This is a genomic window from Rhizobium sp. WCS2018Hpa-16, from assembly GCF_031843705.1.
GTDB classification, from domain to species: Bacteria; Pseudomonadota; Alphaproteobacteria; order Rhizobiales; family Rhizobiaceae; genus Agrobacterium; species Agrobacterium tumefaciens_C.
Window position 1 is genome coordinate 458,379 of sequence record NZ_JAVTIX010000003.1, and the last position, 25,561, is coordinate 483,939.

The 25,561-nt window shown below is 57.8% G+C and carries 22 protein-coding genes and 1 riboswitch; of the genes, 3 read left to right on the forward strand and 19 right to left on the reverse strand.

What is annotated here, in order from left to right:
* Positions 1-5: 5 nt before the first annotated feature.
* From RQI55_RS13255 to RQI55_RS13280, 6 genes are all read right to left on the reverse strand, one after another.
* Positions 6-485 carry a BA14K family protein gene (locus tag RQI55_RS13255; protein WP_311272795.1) on the reverse strand — a complete coding sequence of 160 codons (480 nt, stop codon included), beginning with the start codon at positions 483-485 and terminating at the stop codon, positions 6-8.
* Positions 486-613: 128 nt separating this feature from the next.
* Entirely contained in the window at positions 614-1,360 is a 747-nt protein-coding gene (locus RQI55_RS13260) for an aspartate/glutamate racemase family protein (RefSeq protein WP_311272796.1), read from the reverse strand.
* An 8-nt stretch (positions 1,361-1,368) separates the two neighbouring features.
* Positions 1,369-2,187 carry an ABC transporter permease gene (locus RQI55_RS13265; protein ID WP_311272797.1) on the reverse strand — a complete coding sequence of 273 codons (819 nt, stop codon included), beginning with the start codon at positions 2,185-2,187 and terminating at the stop codon, positions 1,369-1,371.
* Between the two features lies 1 nt (position 2,188).
* Positions 2,189-3,100 (reverse strand): ABC transporter permease, encoded by a 912-nt coding sequence (locus RQI55_RS13270; RefSeq protein WP_311272798.1) that lies wholly within the window; start codon positions 3,098-3,100, stop codon positions 2,189-2,191.
* A 74-nt stretch (positions 3,101-3,174) separates the two neighbouring features.
* On the reverse strand, positions 3,175-4,464 hold the full coding sequence (locus RQI55_RS13275; RefSeq protein ID WP_311272799.1) for a PotD/PotF family extracellular solute-binding protein: 1,290 nt from the start codon (positions 4,462-4,464) through the stop codon (positions 3,175-3,177).
* A gap of 29 nt (positions 4,465-4,493) precedes the next feature.
* Positions 4,494-5,579 carry an ABC transporter ATP-binding protein gene (locus tag RQI55_RS13280; RefSeq protein WP_042616460.1) on the reverse strand — a complete coding sequence of 362 codons (1,086 nt, stop codon included), beginning with the start codon at positions 5,577-5,579 and terminating at the stop codon, positions 4,494-4,496.
* 265 nt (positions 5,580-5,844) lie between these two features.
* Between RQI55_RS13280 and RQI55_RS13285 the strand changes: the two genes are divergently transcribed.
* The gene (locus RQI55_RS13285) at positions 5,845-6,555 is read left to right on the forward strand and encodes a GntR family transcriptional regulator (protein ID WP_042616702.1); all 711 of its coding nucleotides are present in this window, start codon (positions 5,845-5,847) and stop codon (positions 6,553-6,555) included.
* A 6-nt stretch (positions 6,556-6,561) separates the two neighbouring features.
* On the opposite strand, the gene RQI55_RS13290 is transcribed toward RQI55_RS13285, so the two are convergent.
* Entirely contained in the window at positions 6,562-7,818 is a 1,257-nt protein-coding gene (locus RQI55_RS13290) for a D-amino acid dehydrogenase (RefSeq protein ID WP_311272800.1), read from the reverse strand.
* 6 nt (positions 7,819-7,824) lie between these two features.
* On the reverse strand, positions 7,825-8,979 hold the full coding sequence (gene alr / locus RQI55_RS13295) for an alanine racemase (protein ID WP_311272910.1): 1,155 nt from the start codon (positions 8,977-8,979) through the stop codon (positions 7,825-7,827).
* A 125-nt stretch (positions 8,980-9,104) separates the two neighbouring features.
* On the opposite strand from alr, the gene RQI55_RS13300 reads away from it, so the two are divergent.
* Complete coding sequence (locus RQI55_RS13300) at positions 9,105-9,566, forward strand: Lrp/AsnC family transcriptional regulator (RefSeq protein ID WP_311272801.1); 462 nt, start codon at positions 9,105-9,107, stop codon at positions 9,564-9,566.
* 2 nt (positions 9,567-9,568) lie between these two features.
* On the opposite strand, the gene thiD is transcribed toward RQI55_RS13300, so the two are convergent.
* The 9 genes from thiD to RQI55_RS13345 all read right to left on the reverse strand — a co-directional run bounded on the left by thiD (position 9,569) and on the right by RQI55_RS13345 (position 20,977).
* Positions 9,569-10,369: a bifunctional hydroxymethylpyrimidine kinase/phosphomethylpyrimidine kinase gene (gene thiD, locus RQI55_RS13305; RefSeq protein ID WP_311272802.1), complete on the reverse strand. Its 801-nt coding sequence runs from the start codon at positions 10,367-10,369 to the stop codon at positions 9,569-9,571.
* Complete coding sequence (gene thiE / locus RQI55_RS13310) at positions 10,366-11,025, reverse strand: thiamine phosphate synthase (protein ID WP_311272803.1); 660 nt, start codon at positions 11,023-11,025, stop codon at positions 10,366-10,368. Before thiE ends, thiD begins: the two co-directional genes overlap by 4 nt.
* On the reverse strand, positions 11,012-11,749 hold the full coding sequence (locus RQI55_RS13315) for a hydroxyethylthiazole kinase (RefSeq protein WP_311272804.1): 738 nt from the start codon (positions 11,747-11,749) through the stop codon (positions 11,012-11,014). The genes thiE and RQI55_RS13315 overlap by 14 nt, the downstream gene beginning before the upstream one ends.
* 65 nt (positions 11,750-11,814) lie before the next feature.
* Positions 11,815-11,918, reverse strand: a riboswitch (TPP riboswitch).
* A gap of 79 nt (positions 11,919-11,997) precedes the next feature.
* Complete coding sequence (gene iolG / locus RQI55_RS13320; RefSeq protein ID WP_311272805.1) at positions 11,998-12,990, reverse strand: inositol 2-dehydrogenase; 993 nt, start codon at positions 12,988-12,990, stop codon at positions 11,998-12,000.
* Positions 12,991-13,111: 121 nt separating this feature from the next.
* Positions 13,112-14,449, reverse strand: coding sequence for a telomere resolvase (locus RQI55_RS13325; RefSeq protein WP_311272806.1), 1,338 nt, complete (start codon positions 14,447-14,449; stop codon positions 13,112-13,114).
* A gap of 76 nt (positions 14,450-14,525) precedes the next feature.
* Entirely contained in the window at positions 14,526-15,668 is a 1,143-nt protein-coding gene (locus RQI55_RS13330) for a Xaa-Pro peptidase family protein (protein WP_042616701.1), read from the reverse strand.
* A gap of 86 nt (positions 15,669-15,754) precedes the next feature.
* On the reverse strand, positions 15,755-17,122 hold the full coding sequence (locus RQI55_RS13335) for an AcvB/VirJ family lysyl-phosphatidylglycerol hydrolase (protein WP_311272807.1): 1,368 nt from the start codon (positions 17,120-17,122) through the stop codon (positions 15,755-15,757).
* Positions 17,119-19,719, reverse strand: a complete 2,601-nt coding sequence (gene mprF, locus RQI55_RS13340; RefSeq protein WP_311272808.1) for a bifunctional lysylphosphatidylglycerol flippase/synthetase MprF — start codon at positions 19,717-19,719, stop codon at positions 17,119-17,121. The genes RQI55_RS13335 and mprF overlap by 4 nt, the downstream gene beginning before the upstream one ends.
* A 220-nt stretch (positions 19,720-19,939) precedes the next feature.
* Positions 19,940-20,977 carry a dipeptidase gene (locus tag RQI55_RS13345; protein WP_311272809.1) on the reverse strand — a complete coding sequence of 346 codons (1,038 nt, stop codon included), beginning with the start codon at positions 20,975-20,977 and terminating at the stop codon, positions 19,940-19,942.
* Positions 20,978-21,093: 116 nt separating this feature from the next.
* On the opposite strand from RQI55_RS13345, the gene RQI55_RS13350 reads away from it, so the two are divergent.
* On the forward strand, positions 21,094-22,608 hold the full coding sequence (locus RQI55_RS13350) for a serine hydrolase (protein WP_311272810.1): 1,515 nt from the start codon (positions 21,094-21,096) through the stop codon (positions 22,606-22,608).
* A gap of 19 nt (positions 22,609-22,627) precedes the next feature.
* On the opposite strand, the gene RQI55_RS13355 is transcribed toward RQI55_RS13350, so the two are convergent.
* Together RQI55_RS13355 and RQI55_RS13360 are read right to left on the reverse strand one after the other, a co-directional pair.
* Entirely contained in the window at positions 22,628-23,494 is an 867-nt protein-coding gene (locus RQI55_RS13355; protein WP_311272811.1) for a D-amino-acid transaminase, read from the reverse strand.
* A 56-nt stretch (positions 23,495-23,550) separates the two neighbouring features.
* Complete coding sequence (locus tag RQI55_RS13360; RefSeq protein ID WP_311272812.1) at positions 23,551-25,554, reverse strand: acetyl/propionyl/methylcrotonyl-CoA carboxylase subunit alpha; 2,004 nt, start codon at positions 25,552-25,554, stop codon at positions 23,551-23,553.
* Positions 25,555-25,561 lie beyond the last annotated feature (7 nt).

The window sequence follows — 25,561 nt, forward strand, 5'->3', positions numbered from 1 at the left end:
AGGCTTCAGCCTGCAACGCAGAAGTGGCTCTGTCCGTCGTAGCCCATATAGGTGCCAGTGCGGGCGTTGAAGCTACCGTAGCGCTGGGAGCAATAGTCAAACCACGCTTCAGACCATGGCTCGATGGTGCGGTAGCGCGGACGTGGCTGGTAAGCCGGGCGCGTGTCGTAAACCGGCTGGGCGCGGTAGACTGGACGCGGCGCTGGCCGCTCATATCTGTAATCAGGTTCGCTATAGGTGTAGCGTGGCTGATAGGTCTGGTAGCTGCGCACGGGTGGCTCGTCATAGACCCGTTCTTCCGAGTACCTTGGCTGTGCCAGCGCAGAACCGACTGCCACACCAGCGGCAAGACCAAGCATGCCACCGATCAGCGCGTCGTCGCGGTGGTGGCGACCCCAATCGTCGGCTGAGGCTGAATTAACAGGGGCGATGACGGCTGCAGAGACTCCGAGAGCCAGAAGAGTTTTAGCTGCAAACGAGGCCATTTTCGTTTTCCATCCAAAGGGCAGAAAATCTGCCAGTTGTTATTCAATGGTTAAGAATTAGCGGCCTGCGGCTGAACCGGCGCTGAACGAATTGTGGCAGTGCAAAGGCAGGTATGGCAGGGCTTTTCCTAGACTTTCAGCGGTTCAACGGGAGAAAAACTTTCAAGCATCCCGAGATAGGGTTTTGCCACGGGTGTGGCATAGGCTCCGTTTTTCGCAGTCCTGAGGCTGAGCGTAACCAGCCCCTCCGCATGTTTGACAGCAGCCGAAACGCCATCGACCACCGGCACACCGAACTCTGCGGAAAGCTGGGCGGCAAGGTCCGCCATGCCAGCGCAGCCCAGCACGATTGCTTCCGCACGGTCATCGCGGATTGCGGCGCTGATCTCGAAACGAAGACGCTCCAATGCATTAGAGGCAGGGTCTTCGAGCGATAGCACGGGAATATCGGCAGCGCGCACCTTGGCACGGCGGCCCATGCCATAGCGTTCGACTAGATGCTCAATTGGCAGCCGCGAACGCTCCATGGTGGTGACCACGGTGAAGCGTTGCGCAATGAAGGATGCGGTCGCAACCGCTGCTTCGCAAATGCCAATGACCGGGATGGAGGCCAGCGCCCTTGCCGCGTCCAGCCCCGTATCGTCAAAACACGCAATGATCGCCGCCTGCGCGCCAGCCTTTTCGCCCTTGGCGATCTCCGCCAGCATGCCCGGCACAGCAAAGGCTTCATCATAGTAGCCTTCGATGGACACCGGTCCCATCAGCGAGGTGACAGCCATGACGTCTGTGCCCGGTGCCGCAACGGCTTTTGCAGCGGCGGCGATGGTCTTGGTCATGGATGCGGTGGTGTTTGGATTGACGATGAGAATGCGCATTTTGTCGATCAGGCTTTCAACTGGCGGCGGTTTAGGTAGACGATGAGACCGAGCGTTGCGGCAATCACCAGGAATGAGAAGAACGTCGTGACAGCACCAAGGGCATAGAGCACCGGCGTCGTAACGTTCGTGGTCATGCCGTAAATCTCAAGTGGCAGAGTGTTGTAGGTGCCAGATGTCATCAAGGTGCGGGCAAATTCGTCATAGGACAGAGTGAAACCGAACAGGCCGATGCCGATCAGGCTCGGCGCAATCATCGGCAACACGACCTCGCGGAAGGTCTGCCAGGAGGTCGCGCCAAGGTCACGCGCTGCCTCTTCATAAGATGGCGAGAAGCGGTTGAAGACGGCCAGCATGATCAGCACCCCGAAGGGGAGCGTCCATGTCATATGGGCGCCAAAGGCGGAGGTGTACCATGATGGTTCCAGACCAAGCTGCTGGAACAGAACACCGATGCCGAGCGATATGATGATGGATGGCACGACAAGGCTGGCGACGGAGAGATAGAACAGCGGCGTCGCACCGACGAATTTCCGGCGAAAGGCGAGGCCCGCCAGAAGCGACACCAGCACCGTGGCGCTCATGACCATGATGCCGAGGACGAGTGAACGGCGGAAGGAGCCGCCGAAATCACCCACCGCCTGTTGCTGAAAGAGGTTGGCGAACCAGTGCAGCGAGACCCCGTTCAGCGGAAAGGTCAGGCCGCCATTGGGGCCCTGAAAGGCGAGAATAAGGATCGCTGAGAGCGGGCCATAGAGGAACAGCACAAAGAGGCCGAAAAAGAAGCAGAGCACGTAAAACTCACGACCGCGTTTTTCCGAATGCATGTCAAAGCTCCTTCCTGATATCGACGACGCGCAATATGCCAGCCACCATCGAGAGGACGAGGGCGAGAAGGATGACGGCATTGGCGGCAGCTGCCGGATATTGCAGCAGCGACATCTGGTTCTTCATCATCAGCGCCACGGATGCGCTCTGTCCGCCGGACATGACCTGGACCGTCGAGAAATCTGCCATGACGAGCGTCACGACAAAGATGGTGCCGATGGCAATGCCGGGCTTGGCCAGGGGAATGATGACATTCCAGAGAATTTGCCAGCTTGAGGCACCCGCATCCCGCGCAGCTTCCACCAGCGACTTGTCGATGCGCATCAGGGTGTTGAAAATCGGCGTGACCATGAACAGCGTGTAGAGATGCACCATGGCAAGGACGACCGCGAAATCCGAATAGAGCAGCCACTCCACCGGCGCTGGCACGATGCCCATATTGACCAGCGCGCTGTTGACCAGCCCGTTTCGGCCCAGCACCGGTATCCAGGAAATCATGCGGATGATGTTTGAGGTGAGAAACGGTACGGTACAGACCAGGAATAGCACCATCTGCATGGTCGTGGTGCGAATGTGAAATGCGAGAAAATAGGCGACCCAGAAGCCGCAAAACAGCGTTATGGCCCAGACCATAGCCGCAAATTTCAGCGTGTTGAGATAGGTCTGCCATGTGACCCAGGAACCGAGCGTTTCACCATAGTTGAAGGTGACAAACCCCGGATACATCTGCGCGAAATCATAATCCCAGAAACTGACGATGGCGATCATCAGAATGGGCAAGGCGAGGAAAAAGCCGAGAATAAGGGCAAGCGGTGCCGCCTGGATATAGGCGACAAGCTTCGGCGCAAGTGCAAAGCTGCGGCGCTTCCTGTCGCTCTTGTCGCTGACGCCGATCAATCTCACTGTTACCACGGCCGGTCTCCTCGCTTCTGGTGGGTGGATACGCGGAATTGAAATCCGCATATCCCATTGTCGTGAAAACCTGATCAGGCGGCGATGAACTCGTTCCAGCGACGAACCATGTAGCGGTCTTCGTCCATCACGGAGTTCCAGCAGGCCACCTTGCCCATGCGCTCCTGGAAGGAACCGCCATCACGCACCGCGCCAGCCTTTTCCATGACCTTGCCGTCAGGAGCGATGATGTCGCCCTGCGCTGCCTTGCCCTCGACCCAGTAACCCCATTCGTCAGCTGTCATGTGTTCTTTGGCCGTGTCCATGGCGGCGGAGTAGTAGCCCTGACGGTTGAGATAGGCGCCGACCCAGCCGGATGTGTACCAGTTGATATATTCGTAAGCCGCATCGAGCTTTGCGCCTGACAGGTGCTTGGCAAGACCAAGACCGCCGCCCCATGAACGGTAGCCTTCCTTCAAAGGCTGGTATTTGCAGGCGATGCCCTTGGAGCGCACGGCTGCGACGGCTGGCGACCACATGGACTGGATGACGACTTCGCCAGATGCCATGAGGTTGACGCTTTCATCAAAGCTTTTCCAGAAGGCGCGGAACTGGCCATCCTTCTTTGCCTTGATGAGGAAGTCGATCGTCTTGTCGATCTCTTCCTTGGTCATGTTGCCCTTGTCGGCATATTTCAGGTTGCCCATGGCTTCCATGATCATCGCAGCATCCATGATACCGATGGATGGAATGTTGAGGATCGATGCCTTGCCCTTGAATGCGGGGTCCATGATATCGGCCCAGCTGTTGATCTCGCGACCGACGAGATCGGGGCGGATGCCGAGCGTGTCAGCATTGTAGATGGTCGGAACCATGGTGAAATAGTCGGTTTCACCCTTGGCAAATTTCTTGTCGCCCGGCTTTTCTACGAAACCGACAGTGTGCGGCGCGGTGCCCTGGGCAATTACGCTGTCCGGCGTCAGCTTGCCGTTTTTGAAGAGCGGAACGATTTTGTCGTAATATTTCAGCTTCTTGATTTCCATCGGCTGGATGACGCCGGATGGATAGACCTTCTTGAGGATCCAGTATTCGATATCGGCAATATCGTAGGAGTTCGGCTGCGTTACGGCGCGCTGGGCGGCGGCGTCCGAATCCGTTGCCGTCATTTCCAGCGTGATGCCGAGGTCCGCCTTGCATTTATCCGCGATGGCGTTGAGGTTCGACACGCCGGTGCCGAACTGGCGCAGCGTAATCGGGTTCTGCGCCCAGATGGTCGGGAAACCCGTGATGAGGCCGGAGCCGATGGCAGCACCTGTGGCGGCGGCACCCGCTTTCAGAAGACCGCGACGGGACAAGCCCTTTTTTGTGTTGGTTGGATTGGTCATGACACATTCTCCTCTGGTTGTTTTTAGGTTTATTTCTTGACCCGGCCGAGCACGATGGCATCTGCCGCATTCCAGGACAGGGGTATGGCTTCCCCCACCTTGATGGGTTTTTCGAAGAAGGCGACGTCGCTCAGAATGACGTTGAAGTCCTCGATTCCAGCACCCGTCACCACAATCTTGACGGTAGCGCCGTGGTATTCGACGTTGGAGACGATGCCGGTAAAGCCGTGCCCCGGTACGTCCTCGCGGCCTATGCGAACGCGGTCGGTTCTGACGGCAATGTCCATTATCCCATCCTCTGGCGGATCACCGGCTGCGCTGAAGGACGCACCACCAACAACATCCATGGTCACGAGATCGCCGCTCTTTTCGCGGACGCGGCCTGAGATGACATTGTGATTGCCCATGAAGCGCGCCACGAAACTGGTTGCCGGGCGCTCGAACACCTCACGCGGGGTGGCCGCCTGCTCGATCCGACCGTCATTCATGATGACGATGACATCGGCCAGCGCCATGGCCTCTTCCTGACTGTGGGTCACGTGAACAAACGTGATGCCCAGTGTTGTCTGAAGCTTCTTGAGTTCGGCCCGCATGCGGATCTTCAGAAAGGGATCGAGGGCAGACAGTGGCTCGTCCAGAAGTAGCGCTTCAGGATCGGTAATCAGCGCACGGGCAAGCGCAACGCGCTGTTGTTGGCCGCCGGAAAGCTGGGCGGGACGGCGATTGGCATAGGCTTCCAGCTGCATCAGTTGCAGCATTTCCATCGCTTTGGCGCGCCGGGCTTCTTTGTCAACGCCTTTCATCTTCAGGCTGAAGGCAACATTGTCGATGAGATCCAGATGCGGGAAAAGCGCATAGGACTGGAACATCATCGCCGTGCCGCGCTTGGCAGGTGGAAAGTCGGTCACAACGGTATTGCCCAGCCGCACATCGCCGCTGGTAATGCTCTCATGGCCCGCAATCATGCGCAGGGTGGATGTTTTGCCGCATCCGGATGGACCCAGCAGGCAGCAATAGCTTCCCGCCGGTATCTTGAGGCTGATCGCGTGGACAGCCGTCGTGGTGCCATATATCTTGGACACGGAAGCAATATCGATCTCGGCGGCTTTGCTCATGTGTTTTCCTCTGCTCGTCGCAGAAGACGTTGCATAAGCCGTGCCAGTTTCGATGCTCGGCGCTTAAGATTATGAAATGACGTCGTATTTTAATTCGATGGATGTCTGTGGCACGTGCAGCTATCCGCAGATGCCCAAAAAACGAGCGATTGTTTTCGATGTTGCATAAGGATTGTATTCAATCATCTGGTCTGAATGAGAACGTTTGCTGTTTCCACTTCCGTCACTTCGGGGTAGAAAGGGCCATGCAGCTTTGGATGCCGACATGACGATTGCTCACATCAGCCCAGAAAACGACCACAGCCAGGAAGACCGGGCGCAGGCCATTCGCGATACGTTGCGGGATGCGATTGTCGACAGGCGTCTGGCTCCCGGAACCAAGCTTTCGGAAGCTGAGGTCGGGACGCTGTTTGATGTCAGCCGCACGGTCGTTCGGGCTGCCCTGCAGATGTTGTCCTTCGAGGGGCTGGTAAAGACGGAGCGAAATCGTGGCGCGTTCGTTTCAAACCCGACGCCGGATGAAGCGCTCCAGGTCTTCGCCTCACGGCGGCTCATTGAACCCGGCATTGTCAATGCCGCCATTGAGCGCCTGACACCTGAGGTCATTGCGGATATGCGGGTGCATCTTGAGGAGGAAACGCGCCACCAGCACGAGCGCGGTCCCAGTGCACGGCGCGCGGAAATCAAGGCATCCGGTGATTTTCACCTGATGCTGGCGGCGGTTGCTGGCAACGCCATTCTTGAAAAGTTTATGGCGGAACTCGTCGCCCGCTCGTCGCTGGTTATTGCGCTTTACGGTCGCTCGGGCATTTCAAGCTGCGGCCACGGCGATCACGCCGCCATTCTCGATGCATTGGAGGCGGGCGATGCGGAGAAAGCCAAACATCTCATGCTTCACCACATCGATCACATCGAGGCCGATCTTGACCTGCGCAACAAGGAGGGGCTGGCCCTCAAAGATGCGCTATCGCTTTGAACTACTTCACGCTGCGTAGCGGGAAATAGCCAGATCCGCGGTTTCAATCTCCGGCTTGTTGCCACTGACGATATCGGCCAGAACGCGGGCTGATCCGCAGGCCATCGTCCAGCCCAGCGTGCCATGCCCGGTGTTGAGGTAAAGGTTGCTGTAGCGGGTGGCCCCGATCACTGGCGTGCCATCCGGTGTCATGGGGCGCAGGCCGCTCCAGAATTTTGCGCGTGACTGGTCGCCCGCACCGCCGAACAGATCTTCGACGGAATGGGTCAAGGTCGCCTGTCGTTTGGCGGGCAGGTCCGTGCTGAAACCGGCAATTTCGGCCATCCCACCCACGCGAATACGGTCGCCAAGGCGCGTGATCGCAATCTTATGCGCCTCGTCCATGACAGTCGAAATGGGCGCGCGCGCCGCGTCGATGATGGGGACTGTGATCGAGTAGCCTTTGACCGGATAGACGGGGAGGTCGATGTTAAGGTGCCTGAGCAGGTGAGGGGTGTAGCTTCCCAAAGCGCCAATGAAGACGTCCGCTTCCACCAGCCCCTTGGTGGTTTCTATGGCCTTGATGCGGTTGCCTTCGGTTACCGGGCGCATGATGCCGGTGCCGTAGACGAATTTCACGCCAGCCTGTTCGGCAAGCTTTGCCAGCTCTGTGGTGAACATGAAGCAATCGCCGGTCTCGTCGCCGGGCAGGCGCAAGCCGCCAACGATCTTGTCGCGGGACAGAGAAAGGCCGGGTTCAACGGCAACGCAGGCGTCACGGTCCAGAACCTCGTAGCGCACACCGCCTGCCTTCAGCACCGCAACATCCTTGCCGATGCCGTCGAATTGCTTCTGGGTGCGGAAAACCTCCAGCGTGCCTTGCGTGCGTTGATCGTATTGAATGCCGGTTTCATCACGCAACGCCATCAGGCAATCACGGCTATATTCCGCCACGCGCACCATGCGGCTCTTGTTGATCGAGTAGCGTTGGAACGTGCAGTTGCGAAGCATCTGGCCAATCCACCGCAAGGCCGCCGGGTCCAGCGTTGGCCGAATGATGAGGGGAGAGTGCTCCATAAACAGCCACTTCATGGCTTTCATGGGAATACCGGGTGCCGCCCAGGGCGATGAGTAGCCCGGCGAAACCTCGCCCGCGTTGGCAAAGCTGGTTTCGAGAGCCGCTCCCGGCTGCCTGTCGATGACGGTAACGGAGTGACCGGCTTTTGCCAGATACCAGGCGGACGTGACGCCGACGACACCGGCTCCAAGAATTGTGATGTTCATGTTGGCTCACTCCCCCTCGTTCATTACGTCAGGCTGCTGCGGCTGGATATAGGCTCGGCGATACCGGTGGCCGAGGCCGGTCAGAATTTCATAGGCAATCGTTCCGGCATCCTCGGCCATGTCTTCCAGCGTCTGGTCCGGGCCGATGAGCTGAACCAGACTTCCATGGGTCAGCGTGCCCTGCGGCAGAGCCGTGATATCAAGGCTGATACTATCCATGGATATGCGGCCCGCAATAGGCAGACGCACGCCGTTGAAATAGGCCGCGCCCCGATTGCTGAGAGAGCGGGGAAGGCCGTCAGCATAGCCCGCAGCTACCGTTGCCAACCGTGTTTCGCTGGCTGTGCGAAGCGTGCCGCCATAACCAACGAGGGTATCGGCAGGCACCGTGCGTGTCTGCACAACCGCAACGTCCAGCCGCACGACAGGCTTCATCGGGTTCGGCCTCAGTGTCGAAGGCGCGCCGCCATAAAGCGCGATGCCCGGGCGCATGAGGGCGTTGTGGAAGTCAGCGCCGAGGAACGCGCCACCGGAGTTTGCAAAACACACCGGCACATCAGGAAACATCTGCGCCGTCTTGCGCATCGCGGCCAGTTGCGCGCCGTTGGCGGCATTCTCAGGCTCGTCTGCGCAGGCCAGATGGCTCATGATGAAGGTGATCGCGATGCCATCCAGCAGTTCGGGAGCATTCTTCAGCGCTTCGACTTCAGACGGCGCCATTCCAAGCCGGGACATGCCGGTATCAAACTGAAGGGTGGCAGGCAGCGTCTTTCCAAGGGACTTCGCATGGGCAGTCCACTGCGCCAGTTGCTCCAGCGAGTTGATGACGGGTGTGAGTGACATGGCCGCGCAGCATGTCTCGTTGCCGGGCTGAAGCCCGTTCAAAACGTAGATATCAGCATCACCCGCAATGCGCCTGCGCAGCGAAATTCCCTCATCGATGTGGGCGACGAAGAAGTGGCGGCAACCCGCATCGTACAGAACGGGGGCAACGACGTCGGCACCCAGACCATAGGCATCGGCCTTGACGACCGCGCTGGTCATCGCATTCGGAGCGAGCCGACATAGGGTTAGATAATTGTCGCGAAGCGCGCCCAGATCTATGGTCAGATAACCGCTGGCACCGCCACTCGCCGTTTGGCGACTGATCGTCATGTCCATCATCGTTCCCTTGTTATTTTACAAGATGGTATTGCAACGATCATCGAATTTCTGCAATTTGATGCGCGGATCGTTCGAAGATATTTGATTTCGCGCAATATTCAGCGACAGAACGGAATGATTTCATGTCAGCTTTGGACGCTACCGATCGCCATATCATCAGAGTGCTGAGGTTGAACGCCCGCATCAGCAATGCCAAGCTTGCCGCAGAGGTTGGGCTATCGGCTTCCGCCTGTCTGCGGCGGGTTGATATTCTGGAGAGGGAAGGGGTTATCAGAGGCTATACGGCACTGACGGGCAGTGCGGCTGGCGGCGAAGCCATCTCGGTGATTGTCCAGATCACGCTTGACCGGCAGACGGAAGATTTTCTCAATCGGTTCGAAAGCGCCGTTCGTAAATACCCCGAGATACGTGAGTGCTATCTGATGACCGGCGGCTCTGATTATTTCCTACGGGTCGAGGTCGAAACAGCCGGTGATTTCGAGAGGGTTCACAAAGACGTACTTTCGAAACTGCCCGGCGTTTCGCGCATTCATTCCAGCTTCGCCATTCGCAACGCACTGGCCAGCCCTAAGCCAAGGGGCTGAATTCAGGCATGCCACCAGCGATAAAAGTGATGCACCGGCCCGTGCCCACCGCCAATTTTCAGCTTCTGTCCTGCAGCCAGCGCACCGTGGAGATATTCTTTTGAGAGCCCAACAGCCTCCGCCAGCGTATTGCCAAGCGCCAGATGTGCGGTAATGGCAGCCGCCAGCGTGCAGCCGGTGCCGTGGTCGTTGCGCGTTTGAATGCGTGGCATGGAGAATTCCTGCACCTCGTTACCATCCACCAGCAGATCGACGCTATCGCAGCCCGTGCCATGGCCACCTTTCACCAGAACAGCGCGAGCGCCGGTCTTCAAGATCGCCTCTGCCTGGCGCACCATGTCTTTGTTGTTTTCCGCCATCGGCTGGCCACTGAGAAGGGCTGCTTCCGGCAGGTTCGGTGTCGCAAGCCATGCCAGCGGCAGCAATCTGCTGCGCAGCGTCTCGATAGCGTCTTCCTGCAACAGTCGATCACCCGATGTCGCAACCATCACCGGGTCGAGCACGATGGGCTTGTCGATGCTGCGGAGACCAGCGGCGATGGTCTCAATCGTCTCAATCCGCGATACCATGCCGATCTTGACCGCACCGATGTTGATGTCGGAGAAAACGGCATCCATTTGCGCGCCGATCATCCTTGTCGAGACGTCTTCAACAGCCGTCACGCCCCGCGTGTTCTGGGCGGTAATGGCGGTGATGACGCTGGCACCGTATACACCCAAGGCAGAAAACGTCTTCAGGTCTGCCTGTATTCCTGCACCGCCACCGCTGTCGGAACCGGCAATTGTCAAGGCAATCGCTGTCATTGGCGCGCCTCCAGAGCCGCATCCACCGCATGGCGGAAAGCTTGTGTGGCACCGGCAATATCAACCGCGCGGAACAGGGCGGAGATGACAGCAACGCCGTCGGCACCAGCCTCGATCACACCCGGCAAAGTCTCCAGCGAGATGCCTGCGATGGCACCCACTGGCATATGGCCCCGGTCGCGTTTCAGCTGCGCGCGCAACTGCCTGAAGCCCTCAAGTCCCACCGGCGCATCGGGATTGACCTTGGAAACGGTCTCGAAAACACCGCCAATACAAGCATAGTCAGCCGGGGAACCGGCGACGCGTTTTGCATCCTCCATGTTCTTGACGGTCATGCCGATGATAGCATTGTCACCCAAAAGGCGCCGAGCCATATGGGCGTCCATGTCATCCGCGCCCAGATGCACACCATCTGCCCCGCATGCCAGCGCCACATCCACACGGTCATTGATCACAAGGGGCACGCCCGTTGCGCCAAGCGCCTCTCGAATGAGCGTCGCCTGTTCGATCATATGCCGCGTCGAGCCATGCTTGTCGCGATACTGAATGATTGTTGCGCCGTGCAGCGCTGCGACCGCCGCCAGTTCCGGCAATGGTGCAATGTCACATAGCGACGCATCGACCAGCGCATTCAGCCGGTAATCAATCTTCATCATGGTCAATCCTCGCATGGGACAAGATATCTTGCTCGGTGACGGCGTTCAGCGCGTCCAGAAATGCGGCCTCGAATGTGCCGGGGCCACGGGCATGCAGGGCAGCGAGTTCTGCCGAGACACCTGTTACGACAAGCGCTGCTGCTGCCGCCAGCATCGCATCAATCTCCACCGCCATGAATGCCGCGATGACACCGCCGGATAGGCATCCGGTGCCTGTCACCTTTGCCATCCACTTGTGGCCGTTCTGAACTTTGATCTTTCTGAGGTCGTCCCGCAGCAGGTCTTCCGGCCCGGTCTGAATGCGCAGCGCCTTGCCGACATCACCGATCACGGCCATTTCAGCCGCATTGCCGCGCACGATGGTGGGCTGAAGTCCAATCAGTTCGTGCGCAAAGTCCAGTCGGGATGGCGAGTAGTCGCAGTGCACTGGATCGATGATCCATGGCTTTCCGTGTTCGTTTGCGATCCCAACCGCAATGCGAATGACGCTGCGGCGCGCCGCATCCAGTGTGCCCAGATTGATCGTCAGAGCATCAACCTTGGAAACAAAGCTTTCGATTTCTTCTTCGGACGATGTCATGGACGGAATGCCGCCAATGGCGGTGATGCCATCTGCGGTGAACTTCTGCACCACGGTGTTCATCAGGCAATGGACACGCGGTCGTCGTTGTCGCACCCGCACCAGAAGCTCTGCGGCTGTTTGTGCCGTTGGATAACTCGCCATGCTCTATCATCTCCAGATGCATCATCACGGAGATCCAGGTCGAGCGGAGAAAAGAAAAGCATTGCCAGTGGCGACTGTTCCGTTCCTACGCCGGCATGACCCGGATCAGGTTCAAGGGTCCGGCTCAGCGCCATCTCAGCATCGTTAAGATGCTCCCCTCGGAATGTCTGGAAACTGTCGTTTTTTGTGTTGGGTGTCAACGACAATTAAAAAACGGAGGCAGATAGCCTCCGTCTTCTTTGCGCGTATTAGACGATCTGGACGAGCACTTTCTCGCGAGCCGATTTCAGTGCGGCATCTGCCAGTTTCAGAGCGATTAATCCATCATGGGCAGAGGGGGAAGGTGCTACATCATTCTCGACCGAATCGATGAAGGCCTTGATTTCTGCCGCATAGGCTTCCGTATAGCGCGTCATGAAGAAATCATGCAGCGCCGGGCGGGTGTAGCCATCTTTCGTGGCCACTTCGATGGAGACGGGGCGCTGGTTTTCAGCGGCGACCGAGCCGAGCGAGCCGTGCACTTCGATCCGCTGATCATAACCGTATGTCGCACGGCGCGAGTTTGAAATGCTGGCCTGGCGTCCGCTTGCCGTTGTCAGGATGATGCTGGCGCTATCGTAATCGCCGAGTTCACCGATTCTCGGGTCCACCAGAACGGAGCCTGTTGCAAACACGCTGACGATTTCTTCGCCAAGCAGGAAGCGGGCAATATCGAAGTCATGGATCGTCATGTCGCGGAAAATGCCGCCGGAGACCTTGATATATTCAGGTGGTGGCGCGCCGGGGTCACGGCTAACAATTGTCACCATCTCCACATCGCCGATCTGGCCGTCATCGATGGCCTTGCGCACGGCGCGGAAATGCGGGTCGAAACGGCGGTTGAAGCCGAGCATGATCTTCGCGCCGGTTTCCTTGACAACCTCGATGCAGGCGGCTGCGCGGGCGACATCCAGATCGATAGGCTTTTCGCAGAAGATTGCCTTGCCAGCGCGGGCGAAACGCTCGATCAGATCGGCGTGGGTGTTGGTGGGCGTGCAGATGATGACGGCATCGATATCGGGGTTGGCGAGAACCGCATCGATGGTGCTGATTTCGCAGCCGCTTTCATTCGCAATCGCCTGCGCGGCCTCGGGGAAAGCATCCACGACAGCTACCAGTTTTGCTCTGGCGTCAGAGGCAATCGCCTTTGCGTGCACTTTTCCGATGCGACCTGCACCCAGCAAAGCCAATCTCGTTACCATCGTATCCTCCCGATCCTGTTGCCTGCTTATGGAACGCACATGCGAACCCTAGCTATTTTGGAATATATGTTCCAACTTGCTAGAGCGGCATTTTGTCGGTGTCAAGGCGTGGGTTATGGCCTCAAGCCTGCGGCATGCCTGGGATACGGTTCACCTCAATCATCTGCTGGATGGTGCGCTCCGCAACACGCTCGGCACGCACCTTCGATTGCGCCGCATCCTCGGGAAATGTGTAGGTCATGTAAGACAGCGATGTTTCGAGATCATTGTTGTTGTGGCCAAGGATGGCGGCGAAATAGCTGTTCTTGGTCACGCTGGGCGGCGCAAAATTACGATAGGCTATTTCGGCATAAAGATGGCGCAGACCGTAAGGCTTCGGCGGCTCTTCCTTGGGCCAAATATCCTCGAATTTGGCGATCACCGCATCGCGCAGTGGCAGGCGCACCTCGGCAGTAAAATCGTCCACATTCAGCCCAAGCCAGGATTTTCCGTCGCTGCTTTCGCGCAGGCGGCTGTAGGCATCAAGAACGATGCGGGATTGTTCCAGCACCGGAATTTCATAGGTCACGCCAAACTTGGTGCCTTCGCCCTGCTTCGTCTTGGCCTGACCGTTGAACAGCACGCTCCATTTCGAAACGCCCTTGCCGTAGGGTGCTGGCGTTAATTCTGCCTGGGTGAAGACCTCATAGGGACGCCGACCTGTGGTGCCCATCAGGCCGATTGCGACCGTCATGATATCTGAGGATTGCAGGTAGCGCCGACAGCGCCGCATCACCTCGGCATAGTTCTCAAACGTGATCAGCGAGCCATGCTTGTTGGCGATCTTCGCCATTTTGATCTTGCGCGCTTCATCATAGAGCTGCGGCGTTCCGGCGGCGATGCGCAGCATGGGGTGCTCTTCGCCAAAGGCTTCGCGCAGCGCATTTCGGTATTTGGTGATGTAGGAAATGACCGTGGCCTGCGCCTTATCGCCCATGGACGCCATCTCGGCATCCCACAGCGCCTGCATCTCCGCCTTTGTCGTCACGCCATTCGTAGCATCAATGAAGTCCGAGACGCGCAACAGAAAACGGGGCTTGCGTCCCACCATGCTGTATTCGGCCCGCTCAAGTTTTTCCCTAATGGAATGTGCCACACCACGCACGGGATATTCAGCGGTCTTGATATAGGTGTCGAGGCGCTCACGAAGCTTTTTCATGTTGCAGATCGCCAGCGGCGTCGTCTTCGGGCCAAAGGCGTCTTTCAGCGCATATCTATATTTTACGATATAGAGTTCGAGCGTCTTCTCTGTTCGGCCATTGTCGAAGTGGAAGCGCACTTCTTCATTCCAGAGCGCGCTGATTTTCTTGGTGTCGAAGGTGCCATCGGCATTTCGTGTGGCCTGGATATTCTCGACAAATTCCGCGATCCGATCCACCAGAACAGGTGTTTTTGTTTTCCTTTTTTCGGCAGCGGACATTGATAGCTCCACAATATGATTCGTGTTTAAAAAGCATATATATTATAGATGCAAGTAACGCACAGTTAATGGTCAATCAGGAAAATGGCTGCGTTGGCGAAGTCGCAGCTCGCGTGAACCATTTCGCGCCTTCGCTGCTCATGTAGATGTGGTCTTCAAGCCGAATGCCGAACCGGTCGGGATAAACCAGCATCGGTTCGTTGGAGAAGCACATTCCCGGGGCAAGCGGCATGGCGTTTCCGCGCACAATATATGGCGCTTCGTGAATTTCCAAGCCAAGCCCGTGGCCGGCGCGATGCGGAAGGCCGGGCAGCTTGTAGTCCGGCCCAAGGCCGTGGCTCGCCATCACGCGGCGTGCGGCATCATCCAGGTCGCTGCATGGCGCGCCAAGCTGTGCGGCATCGAAAACCGCCTGCTGCGCCTCCCGCTCTATTGCCCAGGCCTTTGCAAATTCCGCTGTCGGTTGGTCGAGCATATAGGTGCGGGTAATATCAGAGTGATAGCCATCGATACGGGTTCCCGTATCAACCAGAATGACATCGCCCGCGCTCAAAATCTGGTCGCCCTCTGCACCATGGGGCAGAGAGGTGGCTGAGCCGAAGGATACGATGCAAAAATAGGAGCCGCCTTCGCCACCAAGCTCAACATGCTGTTCATCAATGAACCGGATGACATCCGACGCTCGAATGCCCGGATTCATCATGCCGTGGGCGCGCTTCTGCACCTCAATCGTCAGATCCATTGCATACTGAATGATGGCGATTTCAGCCGCTGATTTTCGGATCCGCAAGCCGCTGATCAACGGGCTGCCGTCTACAAGCCGTTCAGGCCCCAACTCTCGGGCAAGGCTGTGATAAATGAACAGCGGCAGCGCATCATCCAGCGCAACAAGCCCACGCGCACCAACCAGCGAGGCAACGAGCGCCGCAGGGGCTTCCTCTTCCTGCCAGACGTGAATGTCACCCGCGATGTGAGGCAGCGTATCGACGCGGCTTTTTTCAAATCCCGGCACGATGTAATGCAGCCCTGCCTGCGTCACGACCGCTCCCAGCAGCCGCTCGCTCTGGTGCCAAACAAGGCCAGTAAAGTAGCGAAGGCTCTCACTTGAACCCAGAAGCAATGCTGCAATGTCCCGCTCGGCCATCACGACACGCAGGCGCTCCAGCCGTTCCAAGCGCTCTGCGTCGGTGATGATGGCTGGCCGGGTACCGGAAAACATATGCGGATCTTTCGTTGACATGGTGACAACGGGATACAGTTTTCAGGCCTTGTATTCAATATGTCGGCAAGAATATTGAGCCTAGGTCATTGCCCCAGACGCTTTTTCAGCGCGGCGACGATGCGCTTGGTCAGGGCTTCGTAATCCTCGTCAAAATGGTGGCCGCCATCGATCCCGATCACTTCCGCACTCTTGTCCTTGAGCGCCGGGCAGGCGGCGTCCTCGTCATCAGTGCCGTAGACGCATTGAACGATCTTCGGGTCGATTTTTGCAAGATCCGTCACTGGGTCCTGCTCGCCAGATCCAGAAACGCCGAGCCATCCACCCACGGAGATTTCGTAGGATACTTCGTGGGAGAGCGACAAGAGGCTCATCTGTACGATCCGGCTTTTGTCTTTTTCCGGCAAAAGATTGTAGGTCACAGGCAACACGTCCGCGCCGAAGGAATAGCCGATCAGCAAGACATTCTTGACCTTCCATTCCTTGCGGTAGGTATCGATGATCCGCGTCATGTCGCTGGCGATCTCTTCTGGCTTCTTTTCAGACCAGAAATAGCGCAGCGAATCGACGCCGATGGTCGGCACGCCGTCCTGCTGGAGGAAGCTGCCAATATCCTTATCCAGATCGCGCCAGCCGCCATCGCCCGAATAGATGATTGCCATCGTATCCATCGTTGGCTTGGCTTCGAGCACAGTCGGCGGCAGACCGAGCGGGTTATCGGCATTTCCGGCAGCGTCTATCCGGTCTTGCAGGGCCTGTCCCAGCGCTGTCTGCGCATCGCCATCCACATTCTTCACGTCAATATCGGAATGGGATTTGACGAGGTTCTCAACATGCGTCCGGCCCTTAGCGTCTGCCTTGCCGGTGAACACCACGCTCACCGGGGCGGGCAGTGGGCCATCCGTTAGGCCATAGATCGTGCGTCCGTTGTCTGGCTCTTTCGTTGCCGGTGTGCAGAGTATTTTTTCGCCAAGCGGTATGCTCGCCAGCGGATCAACCGCTACGGCTTCACCAATCGTCGCAGCCGGGCTCTGCGCAATCATGGCCAGCGCAAGCGCACCACCTTCACCGGTGCCGGCAATGATGGGAGGGCGGTAGCTTGACACATTGGCCTTGCGCTGGATTTCCTGCGCAAGCTCCTCAATGTCGGAAATCATGTAGATACATTCGTCTTCATTCGCCTTCAGGGCAGCAAGGTATTTCGGCAGATCGATGCCGACGACTGCCGCACCCTTTTCCACCAGCGCGTCCGCCTGCGCCTGTTCGGTTTCACCCCAGCCGGCTTCACCAGATAGAAGGAATATATTCGCTGAAACGTCGCCATCCGGTAGCATGATATGCTCTGGCGGGATCATGCCTGTCTGAAATCCGTTGGCATCCTGCGCCAGTGCGGTCACGGGCATGGAGAGCGTTGCGGCCAGAAGCGCGGCTTTCAGATATGTCAGGCTCGTCATTTACCAATCACTCCTCTGACGCCGCCGCTGATGAGAACGGTCGCGTCCATCAATGCCAGCGCTGCACTCGTGCCGTTGGAAACTGCAACATAGCGCGGCTCCCATTTCGGGTGGAATTTCGATTTGAACGCTCTCAACCCTTTGAAGTTATAAAAACGCTCACCGTGTTCGAATAATGTCCCGCCGATGCGATCCCAAACCGGAGCGGACTCCCGCTTGGACATGCCCGACAGCGGCGCCATGCCGAGATTGAACGAGGCATAACCTTCAGCGCGCATGTGTTCGATAATGCTGACAAACAGGAAATCCATCGCACCACGCGGTGCGTCTGGCGAAAATCGCATGAGATCGACGGTCACTTCCTTTTTCGTTTCCGTCATCAAAAGATTGGCAAAGGCTGTGATCTGACCGTCCTTGCGCAGAACGGCAACCGGTTGGGACAGAATGTAATCTCTTTCAAAAGCACCGAGAGAAAAGGTCTTTTCGCGTGTGTTGTGATGTTCGAGCCAGGAATCAGAGACCCGCTTCAGCTCATCGTAGATTTCAGGAACCTGCGGTGTATCGACTACGGAGAAGGTCAGGCCATCGCGCGCGCCTCGGCTGAGCGATTGGCGAAGATTGGCGAGCTTGCCGCCCTTGAGTTCAAACCGTGTGAGGTCAACCATGGCAAGTTCACCCAGCTTGAAGGCGCGAAGGCCAGCATCTGCACAATGGGTCAGGATGGCAGGTGAGAGCTGGTAAATGACAGCTCTGCCGCCAGATGCGCGGGCAGTTTCCACAAATTGCCAGACGAGATCGGCAAAGTCGTTCTCGTCGCCAACAGGGTCAGCCAGCGCGATCCACGACCGCCCGCGAATGCCATACATGATGAAGGCATTGCCGCTTTCCGACAGCATGACGTGCTTGTCGCCCATGCGCACCAGATTGGCGTCGGCCACATCCTGCTTTTTGACGATCTCGGTCGCCTTCTCAATGTCTTCAGGATGTATCTCTTCAGGGCGGTACATGACCGGCCGCAGAAGGCTGAAAATGGCGATGGTGGATGATGCCAGCACCAGACCCAGCAAAGCTCTCAAACTGCGCGGCGCTTCCTCGGAAAACTCGAACTGCCACCAGAGTGTCTGGCTGTAGTCTGTATCACGGTACACGAAGAAGAGGATTGTCGCCGCACCCGCAACGATGACCGCCATAGCCGCAAGCCATGTGGGCCCCAGCGCCTGACGCAGAAGCGAGGCATGCCGGTTGAAGCTTTTGATGTTGAAGATAAGGGCGACGATGAAGATGCCGAGGAATATGGCCTCGAAAACCGCAATCGCCTTGATGAGCGAAAGGAACAATCCGCCTGCAGCAGCGACGACTGCCACCCACCACGCACCGTCAAGCCTTTGGCTGAGGCCACGCGAGGCGACGACCAGAACAAGGCCTAGAATACTCGAGAGAAAGTGCGCCGCTTCGATGATTGGCAGCGGCACGAAGTTAGACAGGAAATCGAGATTGCTGTCCGGCGTCGGCGTCACGCTCGAGAAAATCAGCATGGTGCCGAGAATGAGCGCGACGGCGGACAGTAGCGAGGGCGCCAACCGACCTGCGAGATAGCCGATATCCGCCATGATGGGCTTTGACGCGAATTGCTTCATTTCCGTCACCAGCATCAGGATGATGGCGACCACAAGTGGCAGCACATGGTAGATCATGCGGTAAAGTACGAGGCCGCCCAGCAATTGATCGAGGCTGATGGCATTACCAAGACCCGCAACCATGACCGTTTCGAAAACGCCCAGACCCGCGGGCACGTGGCTGAGAACGCCGAGGCCAACCGCTGTTGCGTAAATGGCAAAGAAGCTCGGCCAGCCGACGTTGGTTTCCGGCAGAAGAACGTAGAGAACGGACGCGGATGCCGCGATATCAAAAGCGGAAACGAGGAACTGGCGCGAAGATGTGCGACTGTCGGGCAGGCGCAGCTTCAATCGCTTAATCTGAATGGTGCGACCATTGCGGCCCAGAAACATCAGTGCGGTCATGATGAAGATGATGACGAGCGCTCCGCCTCTGAGCCACGTCGCTTCGACGCCGATGATGGATGCTATGCGAGGCGCGACAATCAGCGTAGAAATGGCACTGACAGCCAGCAGACCGAGACCAAATGACAGGGTAACGAATGCGATGATACGCGCAACATCCGATGGGGTCAGGCCCATTCGGGAATAGGCGCGAAAGCGGATCGCGCCGCCGCTCAAGGGGCCGAACCCAGCGGTGTTGCCGACAGCATAGGCGATGAATGCAGTCGCAACGACAGAAACCGGCGGCAATTTCTTGCCGATATATTCAATGGCGTTAAGGTCGTAACAGATCAGCGCCGCAAAGCTTAAGCCGGTGAACAGAACCGCAAGTGCGGCGGCCTTCCAGCTTGTATCCGCAAGAGCCTCAACGATGTCGTCATATCGGACCTCGGAAGTCAGCTTGTAGATCGTAAAGGTCATCATCAAAAAGACGATGGTCACCGCGATGGACGTGATGTGCGATTTGTACCGCTCGAAAAAGCTTTCGAGACCATCTTCGGTCTCTTCAATTTGCTTAACTTCTGTCTTCTCTGTCATCTGCATTTCCACACGATCAGATTGCGTCTGGCAACCACAGCATTGTGACGCTAGTGCGCTGTATTTTTCAGAAATACGGAGATTTGATTTTTATTTCATAAATTCTTTGAAAGGATAGCGGTGCAAAACAGCAAGAAAAGGCCTTGCGAGGGCATTAGAGCCCTCGTTGCGTTGAAAGCAAGAAACCGGCGGCTGTAGGGGCTGAAAATTGCTCCGCAGCCTACGCGCCCAAGGTTTTTTCGAGCACTCTGATCCAGTTGCCATGGCAGATTTTCTCGAGTGACTCTTGGTCGTAACCGGCGTTGCGCAGCGCATCGACCAGCATTTGCAGGTCGCTCGCGTCCTTCATCGCTGCCGGAATGGTCGTACCGTCGAAATCCGATCCGAGGGCAACATGGTCAATGCCCATGCGCTCCACCATGTAATCGACATGGCGAACCAGTTCGCCAAGATCCGTATCCGGGTTCTTGACGCCGTCCTGACGAACGAACAGCACGCCGAAATTGATACCTGCCAGCCCGCCTGTTTCGCGGATGGCATCCAGTTGCTTGTCGGTCAGGTTGCGGCTGTGGTTGCACAGCGCATGGGCATTGGAATGGGAGGCCACCAACGGCGCTTGCGAAATCTTGGCGATATCCCAGAAGCCTTGCTCATTCATGTGTGACAGATCGACCATGATCTTCAGGGCGTTGCAGGTCGTGATCAGCCGCTTGCCCGCATCCGTCAGGCCGGGTCCGATATCGGGCGTGGAGGGAAAGCGGAAGGGAACGCCATAGGCAAAGGCGTTTGGGCGGCTCCAGACTGGGCCGAGCGTGCGAAGCCCTGCCTGATGCAGAACATGCAGCGCATCAAGATCCGTATCGAAGGCTTCCACGCCTTCAATATGCAAGACCGAGGCGAATGCACCCTCAGCCATCGCACCGCGAATATCAGCCGCGCTGCGGCACACCTTCAGTTTTCCGGCAGATGCCGCCTCAATGCGAAACAGCAGGCTCGCCATGCCAAGCGTGGTGGCCAGCGCCTCCGGCTGGGCTGGTGGGATGAAATTGCGGTCGGCGTCAAAACCATTGGGGGACGGTACGAAGATGGCGCAAAGACCACCCGCCAACCCGCCCTTTTTTGCCCGGGGCAGATCGATATGGCCGACCGTATCGCCTTCGATGAACAGCGTTTCCGGCGATGGATGGCCGGACAGTTTCAGACGCAGCAGAACGTCATTATGGCCATCGAATACGGGCACTGCGGTGTGGTCGGTCATATGTTGGTCGCTTTCGGAAGGTCTGACAGGGCATTGCTGTAGCCGTCAGATAGGTGCAAACGCATCGTCTGAACAGGGCTGTTTGCGCTGCCGTGACCATTTGGAGAGAAAAATACATGCTGGACAATCAGGATTGGGGTGCTGCCTCAAACGTCGCGGAAGACTTCGTTTCTCAATGGGGCAATAATGAGCCCGGCGGTTCTGTGATCGGTTTTGACCTGTCTGGCCTGCGTTTTGCCGTTTCCGGCGGCGTTGAAAGCCTCTCGAGTTTTGCGCCATTCTCGCCGAAAACGGTTGTACGCTACGCCTCCGTCACCAAGCATGTTTTCTGCGCCATGGTATTGGAAAACAGCCATCTCATCGGCCTCGATGACCCGCTCGGCAAGCATATTGAAGAATTGCAGCCACCGCTGGCTGATGTAACGGTCGGGCAGGCGCTGGATATGAGCGGCGGCTTGCCGGATGTGCGCGAATGCCTGTCGCTGCTGGGCCTCTCGGTCTACACCGAGACGAAGGCGGCACCGCTTCTGGATTATGTTGCCCGCCTCAAGCGCCTCAATTTCCCGGCGGGAAGCGAGGTTTCTTATTCCAACACCGGCTACCGGTTGGTGGAAGCGGCCCTTGAGCGAAAGGGTCTGCGCTTCGATGATTTCGTGCAGGAAAAGATCGCCACACCCCTCGGTCAGGTTCTGCTAGCGCCTGATGTATGGAACGATTCCGTGGCGGGACTTGCGCCGGGATACTGGAAGTCTGGAGATAGCTGGCAGCTTTCATCCGCTGGCCTGCACATTTCCGCATCCGGTAGCCTGGCGGGCAGCGCCGAGGCGCTGGTGCGCTGGTTGCAGGCGCTGTTGAATGGTGAGCAGGGATTTGCTGGTGTGCTCGAAGCGCTGTCGGCGGAGCGCCCGATAGAGGATGGCCGCATGAGCGAATATGGGCTGGGCCTGCGCTGGACGCATCTCGGTGCCCGTCGCTTCGTCGGCCACGGTGGTTCTCACCCCGGCTACAAGACCTATTTCCTTCTGGACCCTGAAGAGGGGACTGGCTTTGTCGTGGTGTCCAACCGGGAAGATACAAACGGCTTCAAAATCGCGCTGGAAAGCATGGCTGCGCTGACCGGTCTGCCCTTGCCGCAACCGACCAGCGATCTACCCGATGGTCTCTATGTTACGGAAACGGGGCCATGGTGGCTCGAAATCAAGGGAAGCACCTGCACCTTCATCGATGCGGATGATACGCTCTATGATGATGGCGATGGCTTTGCATCGTCCCGCTCGGCCTCATCGCCCATGCGCCTTCGCCTTGAGGGTGATTCGCTGGTGGGAGAGGCGGGCCACGCGCCGCGCCGTTTTCTGCCCGTTGGTGATCATCCTGTGCCAGCCACGCTTTCCGGCCGCTGGACATGCGATGAGGGTGCTGAATTCCTGATCGAAAACGGTACTCTGTCCATGGGCATCGGCCCGACCAGACAATCCATGCCTTTGAAAGCGCTGGGCGCTGGTCGCTTCCTGTTCACGCTTCACGATGGCCCGTGGACGAAGCGCATCTGCCTGCACCTTCTGGAAGATGACCGTCTGGAACTCGTCTCCAGCCGCGCCCGCATGATCGAATATCGGCGCTCACCCCGGTAAGGATGAGCGCCGTGAGTTTTCAGATCGCCGTGCGGCGGGCGTTTTCGAGGTAAAGCTCGCGCAGGCGCTTCACCAGTGGGCCGGGCTTGCCATCACCCACCGGCTTGCCGTCAATCTTGGTGACTGGCATCACGAAGTTGCCCGCACTCGTCAGAACCGCTTCCTGCGCGTCCATCGCTTCCTGAAGTGTGAAGGGGCGTTCCTCGAGCGTTAGGCCCGCTTCTTCCACCAGATCGAGCGCGGCCTGACGGGTGCAGCCGGGCAGCGTCTTGTTGCTGTTGCCGCGTGTCACCAGCTTCCTGTCAGCGGTGATGATGTACGCCGTAGACGATGCACCCTCGGTCACGAAACCGTCTTCGATCATCCATGCCTCGTCGCAGCCTTCGGCTTTGGCAATGCGCTTGGCCATGACTTGCGGCAGAAGGCACACGGATTTGATATCGCGCCGCGCCCAGCGTTGGTCGGGAACGGATTTCACCGAAAGCCCGGTCTCCTCCTGCGGATTGCCGACCAACTTCTTGGCTTGCGTGAACATCACGAGTGTCGGTGCCAGATCGTCCGCGAACAGAAAATTGCGATCTTCCGCCCCGCGCGTTAGCTGCAGGTAGATCAGGCCTTCGGTCAGATTGTTGTCCTTGATCAGGCGCCGCTCGGCTTCAACGACCTGCTCCGTGGTCACGGGCAGAGGAATGTCGATTTCACCAGCGCTGCGCTTCAGCCTCGCCATGTGCAAATCGCTGTCGATGAGCTTGCCCTCCATCACGGATGTCACCTCATAGATGCCATCTCCAAACAGAAAACCGCGGTCGAAGATCGACAACTTGGCTTCGGATTCGGGCAGAAATTCACCGTTGAGATAAACGATGCGGTCAGTTGCGCTGGGCATGATGGGTCCTTTGGTGTCAGGCAAAAAGCAATGCCTGTTTAAAACGATCCGCGAACCTATTCAAACTCCAAAATCACCGCATCGACTGCAAGGCTGTCACCGGCCTGCACAGCAATTTTCTTCACTCGCCCCTGCCGTTCTGCGCGAAGAATGTTTTCCATCTTCATCGCCTCGACTGTCGCCAGTGCCTGTCCCGCCTCGACCTGATCTCCTCCCTGCACCGAAATGGAGGTGACCACACCTGGCATCGGGCAAAGCAGAAATTTTGACGTATCCGGCGGCAGTTTCACTGGCATCAGGCGCGCCAACTCGGCCACCCGTGGGCTGCGCACCCGCGCCGCCAGATCCATGCCCTGCCAACGAAGCCGGATTGTGGAAACGGACAGATCGATTTTGACCGCCATCCTTTGCCCGTCAACGCTGAACAGCTGCAAGGTCTGCCCCGGCGTCCAGTCTGTTTCAACGTTCAGCGTAGCCCCATCTGCAAACAGCACGGATACCGCATGGCCTTCGCTGTGAAGCGATATGCGATGATCCGCCTTGCCCAGCGAAACGACCCAATCATCCCCCACAACCCGGCAATGGTTGCCGATGGTGCCTGAGATTTGCACCGCACGCATCTGGATGCGGTGGTGAATAATGGCCGCAATGGCCGCCAGCTTTCTGGCCCCATCATCCTGCGGCTCAATGGATGCAAAACCGTCCGGAAACTCTTCGGCAATAAACCCGGTCGTCAGGTTTCCCTCCCTGAAGCGCGGGTTCTGCATGACGGTGGAGAGAAACGGTAGATTGTGGCCAATGCCTTCAACCTCGAACCGGTCCAGCGCCTCTCCCATCGCATCGATAGCGGCGAGGCGGCTTGGTGCCCATGTGCACAGCTTGGCGATCATGGGGTCGTAATACATGGAGATTTCACCGCCTTCGAACACGCCGGTGTCGTTGCGGATAACAGTCCCATCCGGCTGCGGCCCTTCCTTGGGTGGCCGGTAGCGGCTCAAACGGCCGATGGATGGCAGGAAGTTGCGATAGGGATCTTCCGCATATAGGCGGCTCTCAATAGCCCAGCCCTTGAGCGTCACATCACTCTGCTCAAAGGAGAGCGGCTCGCCGGAAGCAATGCGGATCATCTGCTCGACAAGATCGATGCCGGTGACAAGTTCGGTTACGGGATGCTCCACCTGAAGGCGGGTGTTCATTTCAAGGAAGTAGAAATTGCGTTCGCCATCCACGATGAATTCCACCGTGCCAGCGGAATGATAGCCCACGGCTTGCGCCAGCGCGACAGCCTGCTCGCCCATGGCCTTGCGGGTCGCCTCATCCAGAAACGGCGAAGGAGCCTCTTCGATGACTTTCTGGTTGCGGCGCTGTATCGAGCATTCCCGCTCTCCGAGGTAGAGCACCGTGCCGTGCTTGTCGCCCAGCACCTGAATCTCGATATGGCGCGGCTGGTTGACGAATTTTTCGATGAAGATGCGGTCATCGCCAAAAGAGGACTTCGCCTCGTTTTTGGAGGACTGGAAGCCCTCACGCGCTTCGGCATCGTTCCAGGCAATGCGCATGCCCTTGCCGCCACCGCCCGCAGAGGCCTTGATCATCACGGGATAACCGATGGACGACGCGATCCTGACAGCCTCGTCGGCATCCTCGATCAGCCCCATATGCCCGGGAACGGTGGAAACGCCCGCCGCCTGCGCCAGCTTCTTCGAGGTGATCTTGTCTCCCATGGCCTCGATGGCCTTGACCGGCGGGCCGATGAAGATCACGCCGGCCTTTTCGAGAGCAGCAGCGAAACCAGCATTCTCCGAAAGAAAACCATAGCCGGGATGCACCGCATCCGCGCCGGTCTGCCTGATGGCATCGAGGATCTTATCGATGACGATATAGGACTGGTTGGAAGGGGCGGGGCCAATATGCACGGATTCGTCGGCTAGCCGCACATGCAGCGCATTGGCATCGGCATCGGAATAGACCGCTACAGTCTTGATGCCCATGGCATTCGCCGTGCGGATAACACGACAGGCAATTTCGCCACGGTTGGCAATGAGGATTTTCTTGATCATCTGGTTT